A 21224-nucleotide genomic window follows, 5' to 3' on the forward strand; every position below is an offset into this window, starting at 1 on the left:
CCTAATGGCCTCCGGAGCGGACACGTCCCCCGTGCTCACTCCGTGGATGGATCAAGGCGTGCCGCCGGACCTCCTCACGGACCTCCAGGAACCGGCCGAGCGGGTCCTCGGACTCCCGGCTCCAGGGGAACGAGGTGGCGTACGGGCCGATCATGCGCAGCTGGTCCAGCGCGTCCGTCCAGCGGCCGAGACGCACCAGGACGAACACCAGCTTGTTGCGGATCTCGGCCGGCCACGGGTCGGCGGCCGCGAACGTGGCGGACAGCTCGACCGCCCGGTCCGCCGCCGCGTCCATCCGCTCGCGCGCCACCGCGGTGCCCGAGCCCTCGGTCAGACAGGCCAGCGTGGCCCGCGCGGGCAGCGCCTGGACGAGGGAGCCGGCCGGGGCGTCCTGCGCGGCCCGCTCGGCGAAGTCGAAGCACTCCCGGTGCGAGCCGCGCCAGGAGGTCGCCAGATAGCGCAGGGCGGCCACGTGGCAGCCGTAGTGGAGCGGGGCGCGGCGCACGGCCGCCTCCCACAGCTCGCCGAAGTAGGTGGGGCCCGCCTGCGATCCCCGGGCGTGGTCCAGCGCGAGCCGCCAGGGCACCGGGTCGCGGTCCTCGCCGCGTGCGGCGGCCGTGATCAGCGGGCTCACCTCGCGCAGCAGCTCCGCGCGGGCCGGTGAGTCCCAGGCCCGGTCCACCGCGAGCTGGGCGCCCAGCAGCAGCCGGTCCACGTCCTGCGGGGCCTCGGCACGCCAGGTGTCGTACCACTCGGAGCGGGAGCGGGCGAAGGCGGCCAGCCGTCGGACGTACCGGTCGCGCAGCTCCCAGGCGGCGTCCTGGCGGGTCGCGGCGAGCAGCCGGGACGCGCGTTCGTACGAGCCCTGTCCGGCGGCGACCAGCGCGGGTCCGAGCCGGTCGTCGGGCGCGTCGAGCAGTACCTCGTCGTCGGCGATCAGTCCGCCGGTGAGGTAGGGGGGTCTCCGCGACGCGCGGAAGGGGGGCAGCAGAGCCATGGTGTCGACCATTGAAAGACCGAGGTTCCGCGTCGCGCCAGTGCGCACGTGCAACTCGTGGAAAGTTGTACGGCGGATGGTCAAGGGCAGGTAAAGAGCTGACCCTCGTTCACGTTACGCACCGTGGACCTCCTCAATTCCGCCGCAACAGCCGGGTCGCCCCGGCCGCGACCGTGGTGGCCAGGATCCAGCCCAGGAGGACCATGACCGCCGCCAGCCACTGCCAGCCGCCGCTCAGCTGCCAGAAGCCGACCTGCCCCAGGTCGATCACCGGAAGCAGCAGGTCCAGGGCGAACAGGGCGGGATTCCAGGCCGGATGGTCGCCGCCCTTGAGCGGTGGATGGCTCGCGTGTGCGAACGCCACCGAGCTCGCCGCCCACAGCACCGCCATCCAGACGGCGGCCCGGCCGGGCCGGTACCCGTAGGCGACCGTCCAGTCCTGCACATAGCCCCAGAACTTCGCCGCGGGCGGCAGCGTCTCCCGGCGCCGGCGCTGCTTGGCGAGCAGTACCTCGCGCGCGTCCTCGTCCTCGCCCCCGGCCCGCAGCACCGCGGCGAGCCTCTCGTACGGCTCCGGGTTGTACTCGGCGGTCGCCGCCGCCACCCACTCCAGGCGCTCGGCCAGCGGGAAGGGGCCGTGCGGGACGAGGTTCTCGTAGACGAAGCCGCCCATGTGGAGGTTGCCGGGCCCCGGCCAGGCGGTCGCCCGGTCCACCAGGTTGGCGACCCGGGCCCCCGACAGGACCACCTTGCCGCGCTGCGGCTTCTCCCCGAGGAAGCGCAGCTCCGGGGCCTGGATCCGGCGCAGCGACAGCTCCTGCTCGTCGGTGAAGGTGAACCGGGCCCGCTCCAGGTCGACCGCGTCCCCGAACCGCCCGTCGTCCAGCCGGACCCCGCCCTGGCACTCGAAGCGCTGGATCCGCGTCCCGCGCGCGGGCGTCGCCCCGCTCAGCATGGAGGCGCCCACGCCCGCCGGGGTCAGGTACAGGGTGCGCTCGACGGTCAGCTGGGGGGCGTTCAGCGCGAGCCGGGTGTACGGGTTGTTCAGGCGGGCGCCGCGCAGGCTCAGCGAGACGCCGACGGTGGCGCTGCGCAGGCTCAGCTCGCCGTGCGACTCCAGGAGCTCGGCCTGGAGGTCCTGGCCCACGGTCATGCCGTCCGCGGCGATCGAACGGCCGCTGCGGTCGCGGTAGACGATCGCCTGGTTCATCAGCAGATCGGTGCCGATGTGCGCGTCGGTCAGCCGTACGCCGTTGTGGAACCGGCAGCGCGGCAGATGCAGATCGCCCTCGGTGTGCACCCGCGCCGCCTCCAGGCGCGGCACCGAGCAGTCCACGAACCGCGCGGTGGTGAAGCGGGCCTCCGGCAGCAGGATCTCCCGCTCGAAGCGGCAGCCCTTCATCTCCAGGTACGGCACGATCGTGCCGCCCGCCAGGTCCAGGGTGCCGCTGACCTGCACGCCGGTGAGCTTCAGGGACGCCACCCGGCCCGCGAGCGCGGGGGGCCCGTCCAGGAGCAGCCAGCAGATGATGCGTGCCCGCACCGTCCGTTCGGGCCCCCAGGGATGTCCGCCGTGCGGATCGTCGACGACGGTGTCGCCGCTGCTCAGGTCGTACACGGTGCCGTTGCGGAAGGCCTGCCACATGCCGGCCTCGGCGGCGGTCAGATCGTCCGGCAGGTCCCCGTCGCGGATGCCCCGGATGCCGGCCCCCTCGGTCACGGTTCTTCCAGCTCCTCGGTTCACTTGTGATGCGTACGACCGTTCATGCCCGTTGAGTGACGCCCGGAACACTAGACGTGAAGGGGATCTTCCGGGTTCCTGAGAGGGCCCGTATCAGCCATTGGAATGCGCGGACGGCCGCCGATGCGGGTCTGAGAGAATCGGGTCCGTGATCTCCCGAATCGATCTGCGCGGCGACGCCCTCCCCGAGGGCCCCGCCCTGCGCGACCTGCTGCCCCGAGCCGACTTCGACGTCTCGGCCGCCCTGGAGAAGGTGCGTCCGATCTGCGAGGCCGTGCATCATCGGGGTGACGCGGCGCTGATCGACTTCGCCGAGAAGTTCGACGGGGTGCGCCTGGACCGGGTGCGGGTGCCCGCGGCGGCGCTCGACAAGGCGCTCGAAGAGCTGGACCCGGCCGTGCGCGAGGCCCTGGAGGAGTCCATCCGCCGCGCCCGTCTCGTCCACCGCGAGCAGCGCCGGACCACCCGTACGACCCAGGTCGTGCCCGGTGGCAGCGTGACCGAGAAGTGGGTGCCGGTCGACCGGGTCGGGCTGTACGCGCCGGGCGGCCGGTCCGTCTACCCGTCCTCCGTGATCATGAACGTGGTGCCCGCGCAGGAGGCCGGCGTCGGCTCGATCGCCCTCGCCTCCCCGGCGCAGGCCGAGTTCGACGGCCTCCCGCACCCCACGATCCTCGCCGCCTGCGCGCTGCTCGGCGTCGACGAGGTCTACGCCGCCGGTGGCGCGACCGCCGTCGCGATGTTCGCGTACGGCACCGAGTCCTGCCCGCCCGCCGACATGGTCACCGGCCCCGGCAACATCTGGGTCGCCGCCGCCAAGCGCTACTTCACCGGCAGGATCGGCATCGACGCCGAGGCCGGCCCGACCGAGATCGCGGTCCTCGCGGACTCCACCGCCGACCCGGTGCACGTGGCGTCGGACCTGATCAGCCAGGCCGAGCACGACCCGCTGGCCGCCGCCGTGCTGGTCACTGACTCCGTCGAGCTCGCGGACGCGGTCGAGAAGGAGCTGGAGCCGCAGGTCGCGGCCACCCGGCACGTCGAGGACCGGATCGTGCCCGCGCTGAAGGGCCGGCAGTCCGCGATCGTCCTGGTCGACGGCGTCGACGAGGGCCTCCGGGTCGTCAACGCCTACGGCGCCGAGCACCTGGAGATCCAGACCGCGGACGCGGCCGCCGTGGCCGACCGGGTGCGCAACGCGGGCGCGATCTTCATCGGCCCCTGGGCCCCGGTCTCGCTGGGCGACTACGCGGCCGGGTCCAACCACGTGCTGCCGACCGGCGGTTGCGCCTGCCACTCCTCCGGGCTGTCCGTGCAGTCCTTCCTGCGGGGCATCCACATCGTCGACTACACGCAGGACGCGCTGGCCGAGGTCGCGCACCACGTGGTCACGCTGGCGGAGGCGGAGGACCTGCCGGCCCACGGGGCGGCGATCAAGGCCAGGTTCGGTTGGAAGGTGCCCGGTAAGTGATTTTTGGAATCGACGATCTCCCCGTACGGGACGAGCTGCGTGGCAAGTCCCCCTACGGCGCGCCCCAACTGGACGTCCCCGTACGGCTGAACACCAACGAGAACCCCTACCGGCTGCCCGAGGAGCTGGTCGAGCGCATCGCCGAGCGCGTCCGCGAGGCGGCCCGCGACCTCAACCGCTACCCGGACCGGGACGCGGTGGAACTGCGCACGCGGCTCGCCGAGTACCTCACGGACACCTCCGGACACGAGGTGGGCCTGGCCAACGTGTGGGCCGCCAACGGTTCCAACGAGGTCCTCCAGCAGCTGCTCCAGACCTTCGGCGGACCGGGCCGTACGGCGATCGGCTTCGAGCCGTCGTACTCGATGCACGCGCTCATCTCGCGCGGCACCGGCACCGGCTGGATCTCGGGTCCCCGCAACGCGGACTTCACGATCGACGTGGAGGCCGCCGTGCGGGCCATCGCCGAGCACAAGCCCGACGTCGTGTTCATCACCACCCCCAACAACCCGACGGGCAACGCCGTTCCGCCCGAGACGGTCCTCGCGCTGTACGAGGCAGCCCAGGCGGCGAAGCCGTCCATGGTCGTGGTCGACGAGGCCTACATCGAGTTCAGCCACGGCGACTCGCTGCTGCCGCTCATCGAGGGACGGCCCCAGCTCGTCGTCTCGCGGACCATGTCGAAGGCGTTCGGCGCGGCCGGGCTGCGGCTCGGCTACCTCGCCGCGCACCCGGCGGTCGTGGACGCCGTGCAGCTCGTACGGCTGCCCTACCACCTGTCGGCCGTCACGCAGGCGACCGCGCTGGCCGCCCTGGAGCACACCGACACGCTGCTCAAGTACGTCGAGCAGCTCAAGGCCGAGCGGGACCGGCTGGTGAGCGAGCTGCGGGCGCTCGGGTTCGAGGTCGTGGAGTCGGACGCGAACTTCGTGCAGTTCGGGCGCTTCGACGACTCGCACGCGGCCTGGCAGAAGATCCTCGACCGGGGCGTCCTGGTCCGGGACAACGGCATTCCGGGGTGGCTGCGGGTGTCCGCCGGCACCCCCGAAGAGAACGACGCGTTCCTCGACGCGGTCCGTGACTTGACGAAGGAGCAGAGCACATGAGCCGCGTGGGACGCGTGGAGCGGGTGACCAAGGAGACGTCGGTCCTGGTCGAGATCGATCTCGACGGGTCCGGCAAGGTCGATGTGTCGACAGGCGTCGGCTTCTACGACCACATGCTCGACCAGCTCGGCCGGCACGGTCTGTTCGACCTCACCGTGAAGACCGAGGGCGATCTGCACATCGACTCGCACCACACCATCGAGGACACCGCCCTCGCCCTCGGCGCCGCCTTCAAGCAGGCGCTCGGCGACAAGGTCGGCATCTACCGCTTCGGCAACTGCACGGTCCCGCTGGACGAGTCGCTCGCCCAGGTCACGGTGGACCTCAGCGGCCGCCCCTACCTCGTGCACACCGAGCCCGAGAAGATGGCGCCGATGATCGGCGAGTACGACACCACGATGACCCGGCACATCCTGGAGTCCTTCGTCGCCCAGGCCCAGATCGCGCTGCACGTGCACGTGCCGTACGGGCGCAACGCCCACCACATCGTGGAGTGCCAGTTCAAGGCGCTCGCCCGGGCCCTGCGCTACGCCTCCGAGCGCGACCCGCGCGCGGCCGGCATCCTCCCCTCCACGAAGGGCGCCCTGTGAACGGCCTGTCGACCCTGCTGATCGTCGTCGGCCTCTTCCTGGCCGGCGGCATCTACTCCTTCGTCAAGCAGAAGATGCCCAAGAGCCTGATCGTCCTGCTCTCCATCGCCGCCGGGATGTGCCTGGTCGCCGGCGTCATGCGGCTGGAGGTGTGGAGTTGAGCCCCTCCCCGTCGAAGAAGGTCGTGGTCTTCGACTACGGCTTCGGCAACGTGCGGTCCGCCGAGCGGGCCCTCGCGCGCGCGGGGGCCGAGGTCGAGATCACGCGCGACTACGACAAGGCCATGAACGCCGACGGTCTGCTGGTGCCGGGCGTCGGCGCCTTCGCCGCCTGCATCAAGGGCCTGCACGAGGCGCGCGGCGACTGGATCATCGACCGCCGGCTGTCCGGCGGGCGCCCGGTCATGGGCATCTGCGTCGGCATGCAGATCCTCTTCGCGCGCGGCATCGAGCACGGCGTGGAGTCCGAGGGCCTCGACGAGTGGCCCGGCTCGGTCGAGCCGCTCCAGGCCGACGTCGTGCCCCACATGGGCTGGAACACCGTCGACGCGCCGGCCGACTCACAGCTCTTCGCAGGGCTCGACGCGGACGCCCGCTTCTACTTCGTGCACTCCTACGCCGTCCACGACTGGTCGCTGGAGACGCACAACAAGGCGATGACCGCGCCGAAGGTCACCTGGTCGACGCACGGCAAGCCCTTCGTGGCCGCCGTGGAGAACGGCGCCCTGTGGGCCACCCAGTTCCACCCCGAGAAGTCCGGCGACGCCGGTGCGCAGCTGCTGAACAACTGGATCGGAACCCTGTGATGTCCTCGAAGCCCTCCCGGCTCGAACTCCTGCCCGCCGTCGACGTCCGCGACGGCCAGGCGGTCCGCCTCGTGCACGGCGAGTCCGGCACGGAGACCTCGTACGGCTCCCCGCTGGAGGCCGCCCTGTCCTGGCAGCGCTCAGGCGCCGAGTGGCTGCACCTGGTCGACCTGGACGCGGCCTTCGGCACCGGCGACAACCGGGAGCTGGTCCGCCAGGTCACCGAGGCGATGGACATCAAGGTCGAGCTGTCCGGCGGCATCCGCGACGACGCCTCCCTGGCCGCCGCCCTCGCCACCGGCTGCACCCGGGTGAACCTCGGCACGGCCGCCCTGGAGAGCCCGGAGTGGGTCGCCAAGGTCATCGCCGAGCACGGCGACAAGATCGCGGTGGGCCTGGACGTCCGCGGTACGACCCTCAAGGGCCGCGGCTGGACCAGCGAGGGCGGCGACCTCTACGAGGCGCTGGAGCGGCTCGACAAGGAGGGCTGCGCCCGGTACGTGGTCACCGACATCGCCAAGGACGGCACCCTCCAGGGCCCCAACCTGGAACTGCTGCGCAACGTGTGCGCGGCGACCGACCGCCCCGTGGTGGCCTCCGGTGGCGTGTCCTCGCTGGACGACCTGCGGGCCATCGCCGAACTGGTTCCCCTCGGTGTCGAGGGCTCCATCGTCGGGAAGGCGCTGTACGCGAAGGCGTTCACCCTCGAAGAGGCTTTGGAGGCGGTGGCTCAGTGAGCGATCTGCGACGCGTCACGACCGGTGTGCCCTGGGAGGAGACCTTCGGGTACTCCCGCGCGGTGGAACTGCCGAACGGCCTGGTGCTGGTCTCCGGCTGCACCTCGGTGGTCGACGGCGAGATCGTCGCGGGCGACCCGTACGAGCAGACCGTCAACGCCTTCAACGTCGCGTTCGGGGCGCTGAAGGAGCTGGGGCTCGGCCGGGACGACGTGGTGCGGACCCGCATGTACATCACCCACGCGCGGGACGTCGAGGAGGTCGGACGCGCTCACAAGGAGCTGTTCGACGCCGTCCGGCCCGCCGCGTCCCTGATCATCGTCTCCGGCTTCGTGGACCCCAGCCTGGTCGTCGAGGTCGAGGTGGAGGCGTTCCGAGGAGAGAGCGCGCCATGACCCTCGCCGTACGAGTGATCCCCTGCCTGGACGTGGACAACGGCCGGGTCGTCAAGGGCGTCAACTTCCAGAACCTGCGCGACGCGGGCGACCCCGTCGAGATGGCCAAGGTGTACGACGCCGAGGGCGCCGACGAGCTGACGTTCCTGGACATCACCGCGTCCTCGGGCAACCGCGAGACCACGTACGACGTGGTGCGCCGCACCGCCGAGCAGGTCTTCATCCCGCTCACGGTCGGCGGCGGTGTCCGTACGGCCGAGGACGTGGACAAGCTGCTGCGGGCGGGTGCGGACAAGGTCGGCGTGAACACCGCGGCCATCGCCCGCCCGGACCTGATCCGCGAGATCGCCGAGCGCTTCGGACGCCAGGTGCTGGTCCTCTCGGTGGACGCGCGGCGCACCGGGACGGGTTCCTTCGAGGTGACCACCCACGGCGGCCGCAAGGGCACCGGCATCGACGCGGTCGAGTGGGCGCACCGGGCCGCCGAACTGGGCGCCGGCGAGATCCTGCTCAACTCGATGGACGCGGACGGCACCAAGGACGGCTACGACATCGAGATGATCGAGGCCGTCCGCAAGCACGTGACGGTCCCCCTGATCGCCTCCGGCGGCGCGGGGAAGCTGAACCACTTCACTCCGGCCATCGAAGCGGGCGCGGACGCGGTCCTGGCAGCCTCGGTCTTCCACTTCGGCGACCTGCGCATAGGCGAGGTGAAGCACACGCTGAGGGAGGCGGGCCACCCGGTGAGGTGACGCCACGCTGGGCTGAGCCCCGGTCGCCGGTGTCGGTGGCCAGGGCTTTCTGGTCCTCCGGCCCGCCCCCGCGCCCTCAGATTCCGAGTTCCTTCGCCTCGTGGAGTTTGGCGATGGCGTTCTTGTCGCCTTCCAGGTCCACCTTGGCCGCGCTCTGGCGGCCGTAGAGGAACAGGAGGAGTTCGGAGGGTTCGCCGGTGGCCGTGACGACCGGGGTGCCGCGGTGGGCCACCGCCGTCTGGCCGTCCGGGCGGCGGAGCACCAGGCCGGTGGGGACGCTGCGGCCCATGAGGCGGGCCGTGCGTTCCAGGCGGGACCACAGGGTGTCCTGGAAGACCGGGTCCAGCTCGCGGGGCGTCCAGTCGGGGCGGGCGCGGCGGACGTCCTCCGTGTGGACGTAGAACTCGACCGTGTTCGACAGCTCGTCGACCTGCTTGAGCTGGAACGGCGAGAAACGCGGCGGGCCCGTACGGATGAGCTGGATCAGCTCCTCGTAGGGCTTCTCGGAGAACTCGGCCATCACCCGGTCCAGACGCGACGCGAGCTGCTTGATCACCAGGCCCCCGGCCGCGTCGGGGCGGCGCTCGCGCACCACCACGTGCGCCGCGAGATCGCGGGTGAGCCAGCCGTCGCAGAGAGTGGGGGCCTCCGGGCCCTCGGCCTCCAACAGATCGGCGAGGAGAAGTCGTTCACGCTTGGCGAAAGTCGACATGCAGTCAGCCTACGACCGCGTCACCGGTCCGCACAGTGGACACCCCACGGTCACTGTCAGTGGCGCGCGGCACAATGGCAGTCATGACCAGCACGCCCCCGCCCCGCAGCAGTCTCGACCCGGAGATCGCCGCGCGTCTCAAGCGCAGCGCCGACGGGCTCGTCCCCGCGATCGCCCAGCAGTACGACACCGGCGAGGTGCTCATGCTCGGCTGGATGGACGACGAGGCGCTGCACCGCACGCTGACCACCGGCCGCTGCACCTACTGGTCGCGCAGCCGCCGCGAGTACTGGGTCAAGGGCGACACCTCGGGCCACTTCCAGTGGGTCAAGTCCGTCGCCCTGGACTGCGACGCCGACACCGTGCTGGTGAAGGTGGACCAGGTCGGCGCGGCCTGCCACACCGGCGCGCGCACCTGCTTCGACGCCGACGTACTCCTCAAGGACGGCGCCGGTTCCGGTACCGCCCCCTCGGATCAGTAAGGTCAGCCGCCATGGACCTCGAGACCTTCCGCAAGCTCGCCACCGACCGGCGCGTCATCCCGGTCACGCGCAAGCTCCTCGCCGACGGCGACACCCCCGTCGCGCTCTACCGCAAGCTCGCCGCCGAGCGCCCCGGCACCTTCCTGCTGGAGTCCGCGGAGAACGGCCGCTCCTGGTCCCGGTACTCCTTCGTGGGCGTCCGCTCCGCCGCCACCCTCACCGCCCGCGACGGCCAGGCCCACTGGCTCGGCACCCCACCCGTCGGCGTCCCCGTCGAGGGCGACCCGCTCGCCGCCCTGCGCGCCACCATCGAGACCCTGCACACCCCCCACCAGGAGGGCCTGCCGCCCTTCACCGGCGGCATGGTCGGCTACCTCGGCTACGACATCGTCCGCCGCCTGGAGAAGATCGGCCCCGGCGAGCGCGACGACCTGAAGCTCCCCGAGCTGACCATGCTCCTGACCAGCGACCTCGCCGTCATGGACCACTGGGAGGGCTCGGTCCTGCTGATCGCCAACGCGATCAACCACAACGACCTCGACACCGGCGTCGACGAGGCCCACGCGGACGCGGTGGCCCGTCTGGACGCCATGGAGGCGGACCTGTCCCGCCCGGTGGCCCAGCCCCCGGCTGTCCTGCCGCCCTCCGAGCTGCCCGAGTACACCGCCCTGTGGGGCGGCCCCGACTTCCAGGCGGCCGTCGAGGACATCAAGGAGCGCATCCGGGCCGGCGAGGCCTTCCAGGTCGTCCCCTCCCAGCGCTTCGAGACGCCGTGCACGGCCAGCGCGCTGGACGTCTACCGGGTCCTCAGGGCCACGAACCCCTCGCCGTACATGTACCTGTTCCGCTTCGACGGCTTCGACGTCGTCGGGTCCTCCCCCGAGGCCCTGGTCAAGGTCGAGGACGGACACGCCCTGGTCCACCCCATCGCCGGCACCCGCTGGCGCGGGGCGACCCCGCAGGAGGACCAGGCCCTCGCCGACGAGCTGCTCGCCGACCCCAAGGAGCGCGCCGAGCACCTCATGCTCGTCGACCTCGGGCGCAACGACCTCGGCCGGGTCTGCGAGCCCGGTTCGGTGGAGGTCGTCGACTTCATGTCCGTCGAGCGGTACTCCCACGTGATGCACATCGTCTCGACGGTCACCGGCAAGGTCGCCGAGGGCCGCACCGCCTTCGACGTCCTCACGGCCTGCTTCCCGGCAGGCACCCTCTCCGGCGCGCCGAAGCCCCGCGCGATGCAGATCATCGACGAACTCGAGCCGTCCCGGCGGGGGTTGTACGGCGGCTGCGTCGGCTACCTCGACTTCGCGGGCGACTCCGACACCGCGATCGCCATCCGTACGGCCCTGCTCAGGAACGGCACGGCCTACGTCCAGGCCGGGGCCGGAATCGTCGCCGACTCCGACCCGGTCGCCGAGGACACCGAGTGCCGCAACAAGGCGGCGGCGGTCCTCAGGGCCGTACACACCGCGAACCGCTTGGGCAAGTAGGGCGATTCTCACGGAACCCCGGGTAACCGTTCGTCCGGGGTTCGGGTGATAGTGGGGTACGTGACTGCCGTACCTCACCCCCGTTCCGAAGCCGCAGGACCCGCCAGGGCCGGCCGCCTCAGTCTCGCCGTGGCGCTGCTCGCCGGTGCCCTCGGCGCGGCCGTGGCGCTGCTCGCGACCCGTCAGCGATGGTCGGAGGGCACCGCGACGGTGGCCGGCGGCGCGTTTCCGCTGACCGCCAAGGGCAGCGACGTGACCGGTGTCCCGGCCGCGCTCGCCATAGTGGGCCTCGCCGCGCTCGTCGCCGTCTTCGCCGTACGCAAGGCCGGGCGGCTGCTGGTCGCCGGGGTGCTCGCGCTCTCCGGAGCCGGCATCGTGACGGCGGCGCTGATCGGGGCGGGGGACTCCTCCGCGCTGGACGAGCAGGCGGCGAAGGCCTCCGGCGACACCTCGGCGACGGTCGCTGCGCTGAGCCACACCGCCTGGCCGTATGTGGCCGTCGTGGGCGGGGTGCTGATTCTTCTCGCCGGGTTGCTGGCTCTGCGGTACGGGCGGTTGTGGCCGGCGATGTCGGGGCGGTATGAGCGGGACGGGGCGCCTCGGGTGCGTCGTAAGCCTGTTGTCGTGGATCCGGATCGGCCCGAGGACATCTGGAAGGCGCTTGATCGTGGGGAGGATCCCACGGGGGCGTAGCGGTCCGATTTTGGCTGCGGGCCGGTGGGGGCTGATCGCGCAGTTCCCCGCGCCCCTATCGGGGCGTCTAGGTGACCCCCGAATACATCGCGCCCTTGCGTGCGGAACAATGGGCCCGGACATCACGTACTTCAGCACCTAGGAGCAAGCAATGGCGGGCAGCAGCCACGGTCACACCCCGGCCGCCTGGACCGGTGTCACTATCGCCTTCATCGGTTTCTGCGTCGCGGGCGTCTTCATGGTGATGGCCCAGCCGGCGGGGTTCTGGGCCGGTATGGCGATCGTGGTCATCGGCGGCATCATCGGCTGGATCATGAGCGCGATGGGGATGGGCATGCCCAAGGACGCCCACAAGCCGCTCGTCACCACCAAGGCCGAAGCGGCGGACGCCAAGAGCTGACACGCACCGCGCGTGAAGGGGCGGCCCGGCCGGAAGTGCCGGGGCCGCCCCTCGCGCGTTCGAGGAGAGGGCGGGGGACAATGCCGGACGTGAACGCCGACACGCAGCGAGCGCTGCCCCCCGAAGGACTCCTGGGGCGCCTCGCCGTCCCGGCCGGGATCCTCGCGGCCGTCGCCGGGGCCTTCGCGTACGTGGGGACCGTGGACCCCAACCAGCCCGGCCACTACCCGGTCTGTCCGCTCTACCGGTTCACCGGCCTGTACTGCCCCGGCTGCGGCGGACTGCGCAGTGCGCACGCCTTCGTCCACGGCGACTTCCTCGCCGCGCTCCAGGACAACGCGATGGCCGTCGTGGGCTATCTGGGCTTCGCCGTGCTGTGGACCGTCTGGGTGGTCCGCGCGGCCCGCGGACGGCCGCTGCGGCTCGCTCTCGGGCCCGTGCAGCTGTGGACCGTGGGGGCATTGGCGCTGGTCTTCACCGTTGTCCGGAACCTGCCGTTCGGTGGCTGGCTTCATCCTTGATCAACGGGTGAACGTCCAGGTAGTGGGACCGGCGTCAACCGGATGCGAGGCCTACGCCCTCCTGCGGATACCATCGCAGTGACCACTGTTTTCATCGGTCGCTGGAACTGTCAACCGTCTGGAAGGGGGCCGCTCGCGTGAGTGTGCTCGACGAGATCATCGACGGAGTCCGTGCCGACCTCGCGGAACGGCAGGCGCGCGTCAGCCTCGACGAGCTCAAGGAGCGCGCGGCGAAGGCTCCCGCCGCCAAGGACGGCGTGGCCGCCCTGCGCGGCGACGGCGTCAAGGTCATCTGCGAGGTCAAGCGCTCCAGCCCCTCCAAGGGCGCGCTGGCCGCGATCGCCGACCCGGCCGGGCTCGCCGCGGACTACGAGGCGGGCGGCGCGGCCGTCATCTCCGTCCTCACCGAACAGCGCCGCTTCGGCGGCTCGCTGGCCGACCTGGAGGCCGTCCGCGCCCGCGTGGACATCCCGGTCCTGCGCAAGGACTTCATCGTCACCTCGTACCAGCTCTGGGAGGCCCGGGCCTACGGCGCCGACCTCGCGCTGCTCATCGTCGCGGCCCTGGAGCAGCCCGCCCTGGAGTCCCTCATCGAGCGCGCCGAGTCCATCGGGCTCACCCCGCTCGTCGAGGTCCACGACGAGGACGAGGTCGAGCGCGCGGTGGACGCCGGAGCGAAGGTCATCGGCGTCAACGCGCGTAATCTCAAGACCCTCGAGGTCGACCGCGGCACCTTCGAGCGCGTCGCCCCCGAGATCCCGGCCAACCTGGTCAAGATCGCCGAGTCCGGCGTCCGCGGCCCCCACGACCTGATCGCCTACGCCAACGCCGGCGCCGACGCGGTCCTGGTCGGCGAGTCCCTGGTGACCGGCAAGGACCCGAAGACGGCGGTCGCCGACCTGGTGGCGGCGGGCGAGCACCCGGCCCTTCGGCACGGGCGCGGATGATCTTTCGCTAGGCTTGCCTCGATGACTCTGACCCTGACGGCTGTCGACCGGCACGCACGCCTCGCGCGTGGCTGCCGGCCCCGAGGCTGCCGTGCGCCGGCCCGCCGGGTGCACGGCCGCAGGGTCAGGTATGTCATCGGAGACGAACCCGGGCAGGTCAACGGTCGCCGATGGCGAGGCTTTTAGGGGCGCGGGGAACTGCGCGACCAGCCACTGACGGCCTGTAGTCGGTCAGCGACCCATGCCCCCACGGCGCTTAGTGTCTTTTTCACGCACTCACCGTGAGGTACTGCCATGCCCAGCGAGTTCTTCATCCCCGACCCGGAGGGTCAGGTCCCGAGCCCCGAAGGCTACTTCGGCGCCTTCGGCGGCAAGTTCATCCCGGAGGCCCTCGTCGCCGCCGTGGACGAGGTCGCCGTCGAGTACGACAAGGCCAAGCACGACCCCGAGTTCGCGCGCGAGCTCGACGACCTGCTGGTCAACTACACCGGCCGCCCGAGTTCGCTCACCGAGGTCCCCCGGTTCGCGGAGCACGCGGGTGGTGCCCGGATCTTCCTCAAGCGGGAAGACCTCAACCACACCGGCTCCCACAAGATCAACAATGTGCTCGGTCAGGCCCTGCTCACCAAGCGCATGGGCAAGACCCGTGTGATCGCCGAGACCGGCGCCGGCCAGCACGGCGTCGCGACCGCGACGGCCTGCGCGCTGTTCGGTCTCGAGTGCACGATCTACATGGGCGAGATCGACACCCAGCGCCAGGCCCTCAACGTGGCCCGGATGCGCATGCTCGGCGCCGAGGTCATCGCCGTGAAGTCGGGATCGCGCACCCTCAAGGACGCGATCAACGAGGCGTTCCGCGACTGGGTCGCCAACGTCGACCGCACCCACTACCTGTTCGGCACGGTCGCGGGACCGCACCCCTTCCCGGCCATGGTCCGCGACTTCCACCGCGTGATCGGCGTCGAGGCCCGTCGCCAGCTCCTGGAGCGGGCCGGCCGGCTGCCCGACGCGGCCATCGCCTGCGTCGGCGGCGGCTCCAACGCCATCGGCCTCTTCCACGCCTTCATCCCCGACACCGCCGTACGCCTCATCGGCTGCGAGCCCGCCGGGCACGGTGTGGAGACCGGCGAGCACGCGGCCACCCTCACCGCGGGCGAGCCCGGCATCCTGCACGGCTCCCGCTCCTACGTCCTCCAGGACGAGGAGGGCCAGATCACCGAGCCGTACTCCATCTCGGCCGGTCTGGACTACCCCGGCATCGGCCCCGAGCACTCCTACCTCAAGGACTCCGGCCGCGGCGAGTACCGCGCGGTCACCGACGACGCGGCCATGCAGGCCCTGCGCCTGCTGTCCCGCACCGAGGGCATCATCCCGGCCATCGAGAGCGCGCACGCGCTGGCCGGCGCCCTGGAGGTCGGCCGGGAGCTCGGCAAGGACGGGCTGATCGTCGTCAACCTGTCCGGGCGCGGCGACAAGGACATGGACACCGCCGCACGCTACTTCGGCCTCTACGAAACCGACGCGGCCGTCGCCGCGGACGAGGCCGGCACCGGCGCGGAGATCGAGGGGGACGCCAAGTGAGCGGGAACATCCAACTGCTGTCGGACACCCTCGCCGCCGCCAGGGCCGAGGGCCGCTCCGCGCTCATCGCCTACCTCCCGGCCGGGTTCCCGACCGTGGACGGCGGCATCGAGGCGATCAAGGCCGTCTTCGACGGCGGTGCGGACATCGTGGAGGTCGGTCTGCCGCACAGCGACCCCGTCCTCGACGGCCCCGTCATCCAGACCGCCGACGACATCGCCCTGCGCGGCGGCGTCAAGATCGCGGACGTCATGCGCACGGTCAAGGAGGCCCACGAGGCCACCGGGAAGCCGGTGCTCGTGATGACGTACTGGAACCCCATCGACCGCTACGGCGTCGAGCGCTTCACCGCCGAACTCGCCCAGGCGGGCGGCGCGGGCTGCATCCTGCCCGACCTGCCGGTGCAGGAGTCGGCGCTGTGGCGGGAGCACGCCGAGAAGCACGGGCTCGCCACGGTCTTCGTGGTCGCGCCCAGCAGCAGGGACGCGCGCCTCGCCGAGATCACCGCGGCGGGCAGCGGCTTCGTCTACGCCGCCTCGCTGATGGGCGTCACCGGCACACGCGAGTCGGTGGGCGCTCAGGCCCAGGACCTCGTCGAGCGCACCCGGGCCGCCGGCGGCGACCTGCCCGTGTGCGTCGGGCTCGGTGTCTCCAACGCCAAGCAGGCCGCCGAGGTGGCCGGCTTCGCCGACGGGGTGATCGTCGGCTCGGCCTTCGTGAAGCGGATGCTGGACGCGCCCGACGACAAGGCCGGAGTCGAGGGCGTCCGCGAACTCGCCGCCGAGCTGGCGAAGGGCGTGCGCCGACAGGCGTAGGCGCACCGCGCCCGTCATGACGTCACGGACGGTTCGGTCACTCGAACGGGTGGACCTGGGGCCGGGGAGGCGCGGTGCGCCTCCCCGGTTCGTTCTGCGGGTGTGAGTGAGAAGAACCGTGAGGGAAAGCGCACCGCCCGGGAGCGGCTGGCGGAGGAGCGCGCGAAGCAGAAGTCCGCGGAGAAGCGGCGCCGGGTGCTGATCGTGGGCGCGAGCGTGGTGTGCGTCCTGGGTCTGGCCGCGGTGATCGGCGTGGTCGCGGCGAACTCCGGAAAGGACGACAAGCAGGCCTCGGGCCCGGTCGTGGCGCCCTCGGGGGCCAATGGCCAGGACAGCCTCGCCATCCCGGTCGGCGAGCAGGGCGCCAAGTCGACGCTCGTCGTCTGGGAGGACTTCCGCTGCCCGGCGTGCAAGGCCTTCGAGGCGGCGTACCGGCCGACCATCCACGAGCTCACCGGGTCCGGCAAGCTCAAGGTGGAGTACCACCTGGCGACCATCATCGACGGCAACATGGGCGGCACCGGCTCCCGCACCGCGGCCAACGCCGCGGCCTGCGCCCAGGACGCGGGGAAGTTCCCCGGCTACCACGACGTGCTCTACGAGAACCAGCCGGAGGAGACCAGCGACGACTACGCCGAGAACGCGAAGCTGCTCGAACTGGCGCAGAAGGTCGACGGCCTGGACACCCCCGCGTTCCGTACCTGCGTCGAGAAGGGCACCCACGACAGCTGGGTCGACAAGTCGGCGGCGGCGTTCCGCAACGGCGGCTTCAGCGGTACGCCGACCGTGCTGCTGAACGGCAAGAACATCTACCAGGACCAGACGATGACCCCGGCGAAGCTGAAGCAGCAGGTACTGGAAGCCGCCAAGGGGTAAGGAATTCAAGTCGGCCTGTTATGGACCCGTTGCCGGGCCGCCCGCCGTGGGCCCGGCCCGGCAGGGTAGCGTCGACCCTGCCATGGAACTTGCCTACATTCCCAGCCCGTCGCGCGGGGTGATCCACCTCGGTCCCATCCCGCTGCGTGGCTACGCGTTCTGCATCATCATCGGCGTCTTCGTAGCCGTATGGCTCGGCAACAAGCGCTGGATCGCCCGGGGCGGACGGGCCGGCACGGTGGCCGACATCGCGGTCTGGGCCGTGCCGTTCGGACTCCTCGGCGGCCGTCTCTACCACGTGATCACGGACTACGAGCTGTACTTCAGCGAGGGCCGTGACTGGGTGGACAGCTTCAAGGTCTGGGAGGGCGGACTCGGCATCTGGGGCGCGATCGCGCTCGGAGCGGTCGGCGCCTGGATCGGCTGCCGTCGCCGTGGCATCCCGCTGCCCGCCTACGCCGACGCCATCGCGCCCGGTATCGCCCTCGCGCAGGCCATCGGCCGCTGGGGCAACTGGTTCAACCAGGAGCTGTACGGCAAGCCGACCGACCTGCCGTGGGCCCTGCACATCACGTCCTCGACGGACGGCCGGGTACCGGGCTACTACCACCCGACGTTCCTGTACGAGTCGCTGTGGTGCATCGGTGTCGCCCTGCTCGTCATCTGGGCCGACCGCCGCTTCACCCTGGGCCACGGACGGGCGTTCGCGCTGTACGTCGCCGCGTACTGCACCGGGCGCGGCTGGATCGAGTACATGCGTATCGACGACGCCCACCACATCCTCGGCCTCCGGCTGAACGTCTGGACCGCGATCATCGTGTTCCTGCTCGCCGTCACGTACATCGTGCTGTCGGCGCGGAAGCGGCCCGGGCGCGAGGAGGTCGTCGAGCCGGGCGTCGCCGACGGTCCGGCCGACGAGGGCGGGAAGGCCGACGCGGACGGGACGGCCGTGGGTGCGGAGAAGGCCGAGGCCGGCTCCGAGGATGCCGAGGCCAAGGACGAGACCAAGGACGAGGCCGAGTCGGCGAAGAAGACCTGACGACCGGCTGTACGTCGACGAGGGCGCCCCGGGATTCCCGGGGCGCCCTCTCGCGTGTCGGAGACGTCGGGTCAGAGACCTTGGGTCAGGGACAGGGTCCGATGGGCCTGGGCCGCCACCGCCGTGTCGATGAACGTGCCGTTCGCGAGGGCCTGTGCGCCCGGGTGGGCCTGGGCCGCCTCCAGGATGGACTCCGCCTGCTCGATCTCCTCCTCCGTGGGCAGGTAGGCCCGCTCGATGACCGGGAGCTGGCGGGGGTGGATGGCCGCCCGGCCCAGGAAGCCCAGGGCGCGGCCGTGCGCGCAGGACGCCTTCAGGCCCTCCAGGTCCCGGACGTCGGGGTGCACCGACTGGGACGGCGGAGGCAGGGCCGCCGCTCGCGCCGCCACGATCACCCGGGAGCGGGACCAGTCCAGGCCCGCGTCGTGCCGTACGCCCAGATCGGCCCGGAGATCCGCCTCGCCGAGCGCGAGGCCTCGCAGGGCCGGGTGGGCGAGGGCGATGTCGTAGGCCCGCTCGACGCCCAGGGCCGACTCCAGGAGGGCGTAGAGGGGTGGGGCGCCCTTGTCGGCCGGGGCCGTCTCGGCCACGCGGGTGATCTGGGCCGGGGAGGTGACCTTGGGCAGGCGCAGGGCGGAGAGGCCCGGCAGGTGGGCGAGGGCCCCCAGGTCCGCTGCCGCCAGGGGGGTGTCGACGGCGTTCACGCGGACGTGGACGGGCACCGGCTGGGGGTCGGCGAGGCGTTCCGCGGTCGCCTCGCGGGCGTACGCCTTGCGGTCGGGGTCGACCGCGTCCTCCAGGTCGATCACCACGACGTCGGCGCCGCAGTTCAGGGCCTTGTCCACGACGTGAGGGCGGTCGCCGGGGACGTAGAGCCAGGTCAGGGGGTGCCGTCTCACAGGGCGCCCTCCGTGCGCAGGGCCGTCAACTCGGCCTCGGTCAGGCCCAGTTCGGTCAGGATCTCGTCGGTGTCCGCGCCGTGCGGGCGGCCCGCCCAGCGGATCGCGCCGGGGGTCGAGGAGAGCCGGAACAGGACGTTCTGCATGCGCAGCGGGCCGAGTTCGGGGTCGTCGACGGTGGTGACGGTGTCCAGGGCCTGGTACTGCGGGTCGGCCATCACGTCCCGGATGTCCTGGACGGGGGCGATCGCCGCCTCCGCCTTCTCGAAGGCCGCGAGGACCTCGGTGCGGGAGCGTGCGGCGATCCAGGAGCCGACCGCCGCGTCGAGGACGTCGGCGTGTTCCGCCCGTTGGGCACCCGTCGCGAACCACGGCTCGTCGATCAGCTCCGGGCGGCCGACCAGGTGCATCACCCGTTCCGCGATCGACTGGGCCGACGTGGAGACGGCGACCCAGGTGCCGTCGGCGGTGCGGTAGGTGTTGCGCGGGGCGTTGTTGGCGGAGCGGTTGCCGGTGCGCTCCTGGACGTGACCGAGCTGGTCGTACCAGGTCGGCTGGGGCCCGAGGGCCGCCAGGATCGGCTCGATGATCGCCATGTCGACGACCTGGCCCTCTCCGGTGCGGTCGCGGGCCGCGAGGGCCGTCATCACCGCGTACGCCGTGGCAAGTCCCGCGATCGAGTCCGCGAGGCCGAAGGGGGGCAGGACCGGGGGCGCGTCCGGTTCGCCGGTGATCGCCGCGAAGCCGCTCATCGCCTCGGCGAGGGTGCCGAAGCCGGGGCGCCGGGAGTAGGGGCCGAACTGGCCGAACGCGGTGACACGGGCCAGGACCAGCCGGGGGTTGACGGCGGACAGCTCCGGCCAGCCGAGGTCCCACTTCTCCAGGGTGCCGGGCCGGAAGTTCTCGATGACGACGTCCGCGGTCGCGGCCAGCCGGAGGAAGGTGGTGCGGCCGCCCGGCTTCGACAGGTCGAGGGTGAGGGTGCGCTTGTTGCGGCCCAGCAGCTTCCACCACAGGCCGATGCCGTCCTTGGAGGGGCCGTGCCCGCGGGAGGGGTCGGGCTTCGCGGGGTGCTCGATCTTGACGACCTCCGCGCCGAAGTCACCGAGCATGGTGGCGGCGAGGGGGCCCGCGAAGAGGGTGGCCGCGTCGAGCACACGCAGTCCCGCGAGGGGGGTCTCGGTCATGACGTGTACCCGGCCTCGATCTCGGAGCGGTAGGGCATCGACGCCGACGCGCCCTCCCGCTGGACGGAGAGGGCCGCCGCGGTGGCGGCCCAGGCCATCGCCTCCCGGATCGGCCGTTCCTCGCCGAGGGCGACCGCGAGGGTGCCGACGAAGGTGTCGCCCGCGCCCGTGGAGTCCACCGCGGTGACCCGGGGCGCCGGGACCGCGAGGGGTTCGGCGTCCCGGGTCAGGTAGAGGCTGCCCGCCGCGCCGAGGGTGATCACCACCCGGGGGACCCGGTCGAGGAGCGCGGCGCCCGCGGCGAACGGGTCGGCGATGCCCGTCAGGGTGGCGGCCTCGTGCTCGTTGGGGACCAACAGGTCGGTGGCGTCGAGGAGTTCGGGCGGCAGCGGCCGGGCCGGGGCGGGGGTCAGGATCGTCCGGACGCCGTGGGCGCGGGCGGTCTCGGCGCCGGCCAGGACCGCCTCCAGAGGGATCTCCAGCTGGAGGAGCAGGGCGTCGGCGGAGGCGATCAGGCCCTCGTCGCCGGGGACGAGGTGGTCGACGGTGCCGTTGGCGCCAGGGACGACGACGATCGCGTTGCCGCCCTCGTCGTCCACGACGATGTGCGCGGTGCCGGTGGGGCCCTCGACGGTGCGCAGGTGGTCGGTGGTGACGCCGGAGTGCTCCAGGGTGGAGCGCAGCCGGGGGCCGAAGGCGTCGTTGCCGACCGCGCCGATCATCGAGACGGTGGCACCGGCGCGGGCCGCGGCGATCGCCTGGTTGGCGCCCTTGCCGCCGGGGATCGTGCGGAACTCCCTGCCGGTGACGGTCTCCCCGCGCCGGGGTGCCTTGTCGACGTAGGCGACCAGGTCCATGTTCGTGCTGCCGAGCACGGCGATGTGGGTCATGGGCGGGCGGCTTCCGGGTCGGTGGGGTCGGTCATGGGCGAGCAGCCTCCCGGTGGACGATGTCGGTCATGGGCGAGCAGCCTCCCGGTGGACGATGT

Annotated in this window: 25 protein-coding genes; 19 read left to right on the forward strand and 6 right to left on the reverse strand. The window is 71.9% G+C overall.

Going from position 1 to position 21224, the window contains the following annotated elements:
- Window position 1 precedes the first annotated feature (1 nt).
- Together AQJ54_RS11085 and AQJ54_RS11090 are read right to left on the reverse strand one after the other, a co-directional pair.
- A complete protein-coding gene (locus AQJ54_RS11085) occupies window positions 2–1009 on the reverse strand; it encodes a hypothetical protein (protein ID WP_062236415.1) in 1008 nt (335 codons plus the stop codon).
- A 121-nt stretch (window positions 1010–1130) separates the two neighbouring features.
- A complete protein-coding gene (locus AQJ54_RS11090; RefSeq protein WP_062236416.1) occupies window positions 1131–2717 on the reverse strand; it encodes a hypothetical protein in 1587 nt (528 codons plus the stop codon).
- A 169-nt stretch (window positions 2718–2886) separates the two neighbouring features.
- Between AQJ54_RS11090 and hisD the strand changes: the two genes are divergently transcribed.
- Genes hisD through hisF form a run of 8 tightly spaced genes read left to right on the forward strand, consistent with a single transcriptional unit; the run spans window position 2887 to window position 8594 of the window.
- Window positions 2887–4209, forward strand: a complete 1323-nt coding sequence (gene hisD / locus AQJ54_RS11095; RefSeq protein ID WP_062024676.1) for a histidinol dehydrogenase — start codon at window positions 2887–2889, stop codon at window positions 4207–4209.
- On the forward strand, window positions 4206–5315 hold the full coding sequence (locus AQJ54_RS11100) for a histidinol-phosphate transaminase (RefSeq protein WP_062236417.1): 1110 nt from the start codon (window positions 4206–4208) through the stop codon (window positions 5313–5315). Before hisD ends, AQJ54_RS11100 begins: the two co-directional genes overlap by 4 nt.
- The gene (gene hisB, locus AQJ54_RS11105; RefSeq protein WP_020137489.1) at window positions 5312–5905 is read left to right on the forward strand and encodes an imidazoleglycerol-phosphate dehydratase HisB; all 594 of its coding nucleotides are present in this window, start codon (window positions 5312–5314) and stop codon (window positions 5903–5905) included. Before AQJ54_RS11100 ends, hisB begins: the two co-directional genes overlap by 4 nt.
- A complete protein-coding gene (locus AQJ54_RS46070) occupies window positions 5902–6066 on the forward strand; it encodes a hypothetical protein (protein WP_062024672.1) in 165 nt (54 codons plus the stop codon). The genes hisB and AQJ54_RS46070 overlap by 4 nt, the downstream gene beginning before the upstream one ends.
- Window positions 6063–6710, forward strand: a complete 648-nt coding sequence (hisH, locus tag AQJ54_RS11115; protein WP_174856984.1) for an imidazole glycerol phosphate synthase subunit HisH — start codon at window positions 6063–6065, stop codon at window positions 6708–6710. Before AQJ54_RS46070 ends, hisH begins: the two co-directional genes overlap by 4 nt.
- Window positions 6710–7447: a bifunctional 1-(5-phosphoribosyl)-5-((5-phosphoribosylamino)methylideneamino)imidazole-4-carboxamide isomerase/phosphoribosylanthranilate isomerase PriA gene (gene priA / locus AQJ54_RS11120; protein ID WP_031048746.1), complete on the forward strand. Its 738-nt coding sequence runs from the start codon at window positions 6710–6712 to the stop codon at window positions 7445–7447. Before hisH ends, priA begins: the two co-directional genes overlap by 1 nt.
- A complete protein-coding gene (locus AQJ54_RS11125; RefSeq protein WP_062024669.1) occupies window positions 7444–7842 on the forward strand; it encodes a RidA family protein in 399 nt (132 codons plus the stop codon). Before priA ends, AQJ54_RS11125 begins: the two co-directional genes overlap by 4 nt.
- Window positions 7839–8594, forward strand: a complete 756-nt coding sequence (hisF, locus tag AQJ54_RS11130) for an imidazole glycerol phosphate synthase subunit HisF (protein ID WP_062236418.1) — start codon at window positions 7839–7841, stop codon at window positions 8592–8594. The genes AQJ54_RS11125 and hisF overlap by 4 nt, the downstream gene beginning before the upstream one ends.
- Window positions 8595–8670: 76 nt before the next feature.
- Here the strand turns inward: hisF and AQJ54_RS11135 are convergent, their stop codons facing one another.
- Complete coding sequence (locus tag AQJ54_RS11135) at window positions 8671–9306, reverse strand: TIGR03085 family metal-binding protein (RefSeq protein ID WP_062236419.1); 636 nt, start codon at window positions 9304–9306, stop codon at window positions 8671–8673.
- Window positions 9307–9389: 83 nt separating this feature from the next.
- Between AQJ54_RS11135 and hisI the strand changes: the two genes are divergently transcribed.
- The 11 genes from hisI (at window position 9390) to lgt (ending at window position 18150) form a co-directional block, all read left to right on the forward strand.
- On the forward strand, window positions 9390–9788 hold the full coding sequence (hisI, locus tag AQJ54_RS11140; RefSeq protein ID WP_062025282.1) for a phosphoribosyl-AMP cyclohydrolase: 399 nt from the start codon (window positions 9390–9392) through the stop codon (window positions 9786–9788).
- Between the two features lie 11 nt (window positions 9789–9799).
- Window positions 9800–11278, forward strand: a complete 1479-nt coding sequence (locus tag AQJ54_RS11145) for an anthranilate synthase component I (RefSeq protein ID WP_030318901.1) — start codon at window positions 9800–9802, stop codon at window positions 11276–11278.
- A 51-nt stretch (window positions 11279–11329) separates the two neighbouring features.
- Window positions 11330–11971 (forward strand): TIGR02234 family membrane protein, encoded by a 642-nt coding sequence (locus AQJ54_RS11150; protein WP_062025281.1) that lies wholly within the window; start codon window positions 11330–11332, stop codon window positions 11969–11971.
- Window positions 11972–12122: 151 nt separating this feature from the next.
- On the forward strand, window positions 12123–12371 hold the full coding sequence (locus AQJ54_RS11155; RefSeq protein ID WP_062024657.1) for an HGxxPAAW family protein: 249 nt from the start codon (window positions 12123–12125) through the stop codon (window positions 12369–12371).
- 80 nt (window positions 12372–12451) lie between these two features.
- Window positions 12452–12892 carry a DUF2752 domain-containing protein gene (locus tag AQJ54_RS11160; RefSeq protein ID WP_062236420.1) on the forward strand — a complete coding sequence of 147 codons (441 nt, stop codon included), beginning with the start codon at window positions 12452–12454 and terminating at the stop codon, window positions 12890–12892.
- 137 nt (window positions 12893–13029) lie between these two features.
- A complete protein-coding gene (gene trpC, locus AQJ54_RS11165) occupies window positions 13030–13839 on the forward strand; it encodes an indole-3-glycerol phosphate synthase TrpC (RefSeq protein ID WP_030318893.1) in 810 nt (269 codons plus the stop codon).
- A gap of 21 nt (window positions 13840–13860) precedes the next feature.
- The gene (gene trpM / locus AQJ54_RS47750) at window positions 13861–14025 is read left to right on the forward strand and encodes a tryptophan biosynthesis modulator TrpM (RefSeq protein WP_107047838.1); all 165 of its coding nucleotides are present in this window, start codon (window positions 13861–13863) and stop codon (window positions 14023–14025) included.
- Window positions 14026–14133: 108 nt separating this feature from the next.
- Window positions 14134–15420 carry a tryptophan synthase subunit beta gene (gene trpB / locus AQJ54_RS11170; RefSeq protein WP_062236424.1) on the forward strand — a complete coding sequence of 429 codons (1287 nt, stop codon included), beginning with the start codon at window positions 14134–14136 and terminating at the stop codon, window positions 15418–15420.
- A complete protein-coding gene (trpA, locus tag AQJ54_RS11175) occupies window positions 15417–16235 on the forward strand; it encodes a tryptophan synthase subunit alpha (RefSeq protein ID WP_062236427.1) in 819 nt (272 codons plus the stop codon). Before trpB ends, trpA begins: the two co-directional genes overlap by 4 nt.
- Window positions 16236–16337: 102 nt before the next feature.
- On the forward strand, window positions 16338–17111 hold the full coding sequence (locus tag AQJ54_RS11180; protein WP_062236431.1) for a DsbA family protein: 774 nt from the start codon (window positions 16338–16340) through the stop codon (window positions 17109–17111).
- 82 nt (window positions 17112–17193) lie between these two features.
- Window positions 17194–18150: a prolipoprotein diacylglyceryl transferase gene (gene lgt, locus AQJ54_RS11185; protein ID WP_079069817.1), complete on the forward strand. Its 957-nt coding sequence runs from the start codon at window positions 17194–17196 to the stop codon at window positions 18148–18150.
- Between the two features lie 71 nt (window positions 18151–18221).
- Here lgt and AQJ54_RS11190 read toward each other — a convergent pair whose 3' ends face one another.
- From AQJ54_RS11190 to rbsK, 3 genes are read right to left on the reverse strand one after another with little or no spacing between them, the layout of a single operon-like run.
- A complete protein-coding gene (locus tag AQJ54_RS11190) occupies window positions 18222–19049 on the reverse strand; it encodes an HpcH/HpaI aldolase/citrate lyase family protein (RefSeq protein WP_062024646.1) in 828 nt (275 codons plus the stop codon).
- Window positions 19046–20236, reverse strand: coding sequence for a CaiB/BaiF CoA transferase family protein (locus AQJ54_RS11195; RefSeq protein WP_062236438.1), 1191 nt, complete (start codon window positions 20234–20236; stop codon window positions 19046–19048). The genes AQJ54_RS11190 and AQJ54_RS11195 overlap by 4 nt, the downstream gene beginning before the upstream one ends.
- Window positions 20233–21126: a ribokinase gene (gene rbsK, locus AQJ54_RS11200; protein ID WP_030318885.1), complete on the reverse strand. Its 894-nt coding sequence runs from the start codon at window positions 21124–21126 to the stop codon at window positions 20233–20235. Before rbsK ends, AQJ54_RS11195 begins: the two co-directional genes overlap by 4 nt.
- Window positions 21127–21224: the final 98 nt, after the last annotated feature.

It is taken from the genome of Streptomyces griseorubiginosus, assembly GCF_001514195.1.
Classification (GTDB): Bacteria; Actinomycetota; Actinomycetes; order Streptomycetales; family Streptomycetaceae; genus Streptomyces; species Streptomyces griseorubiginosus.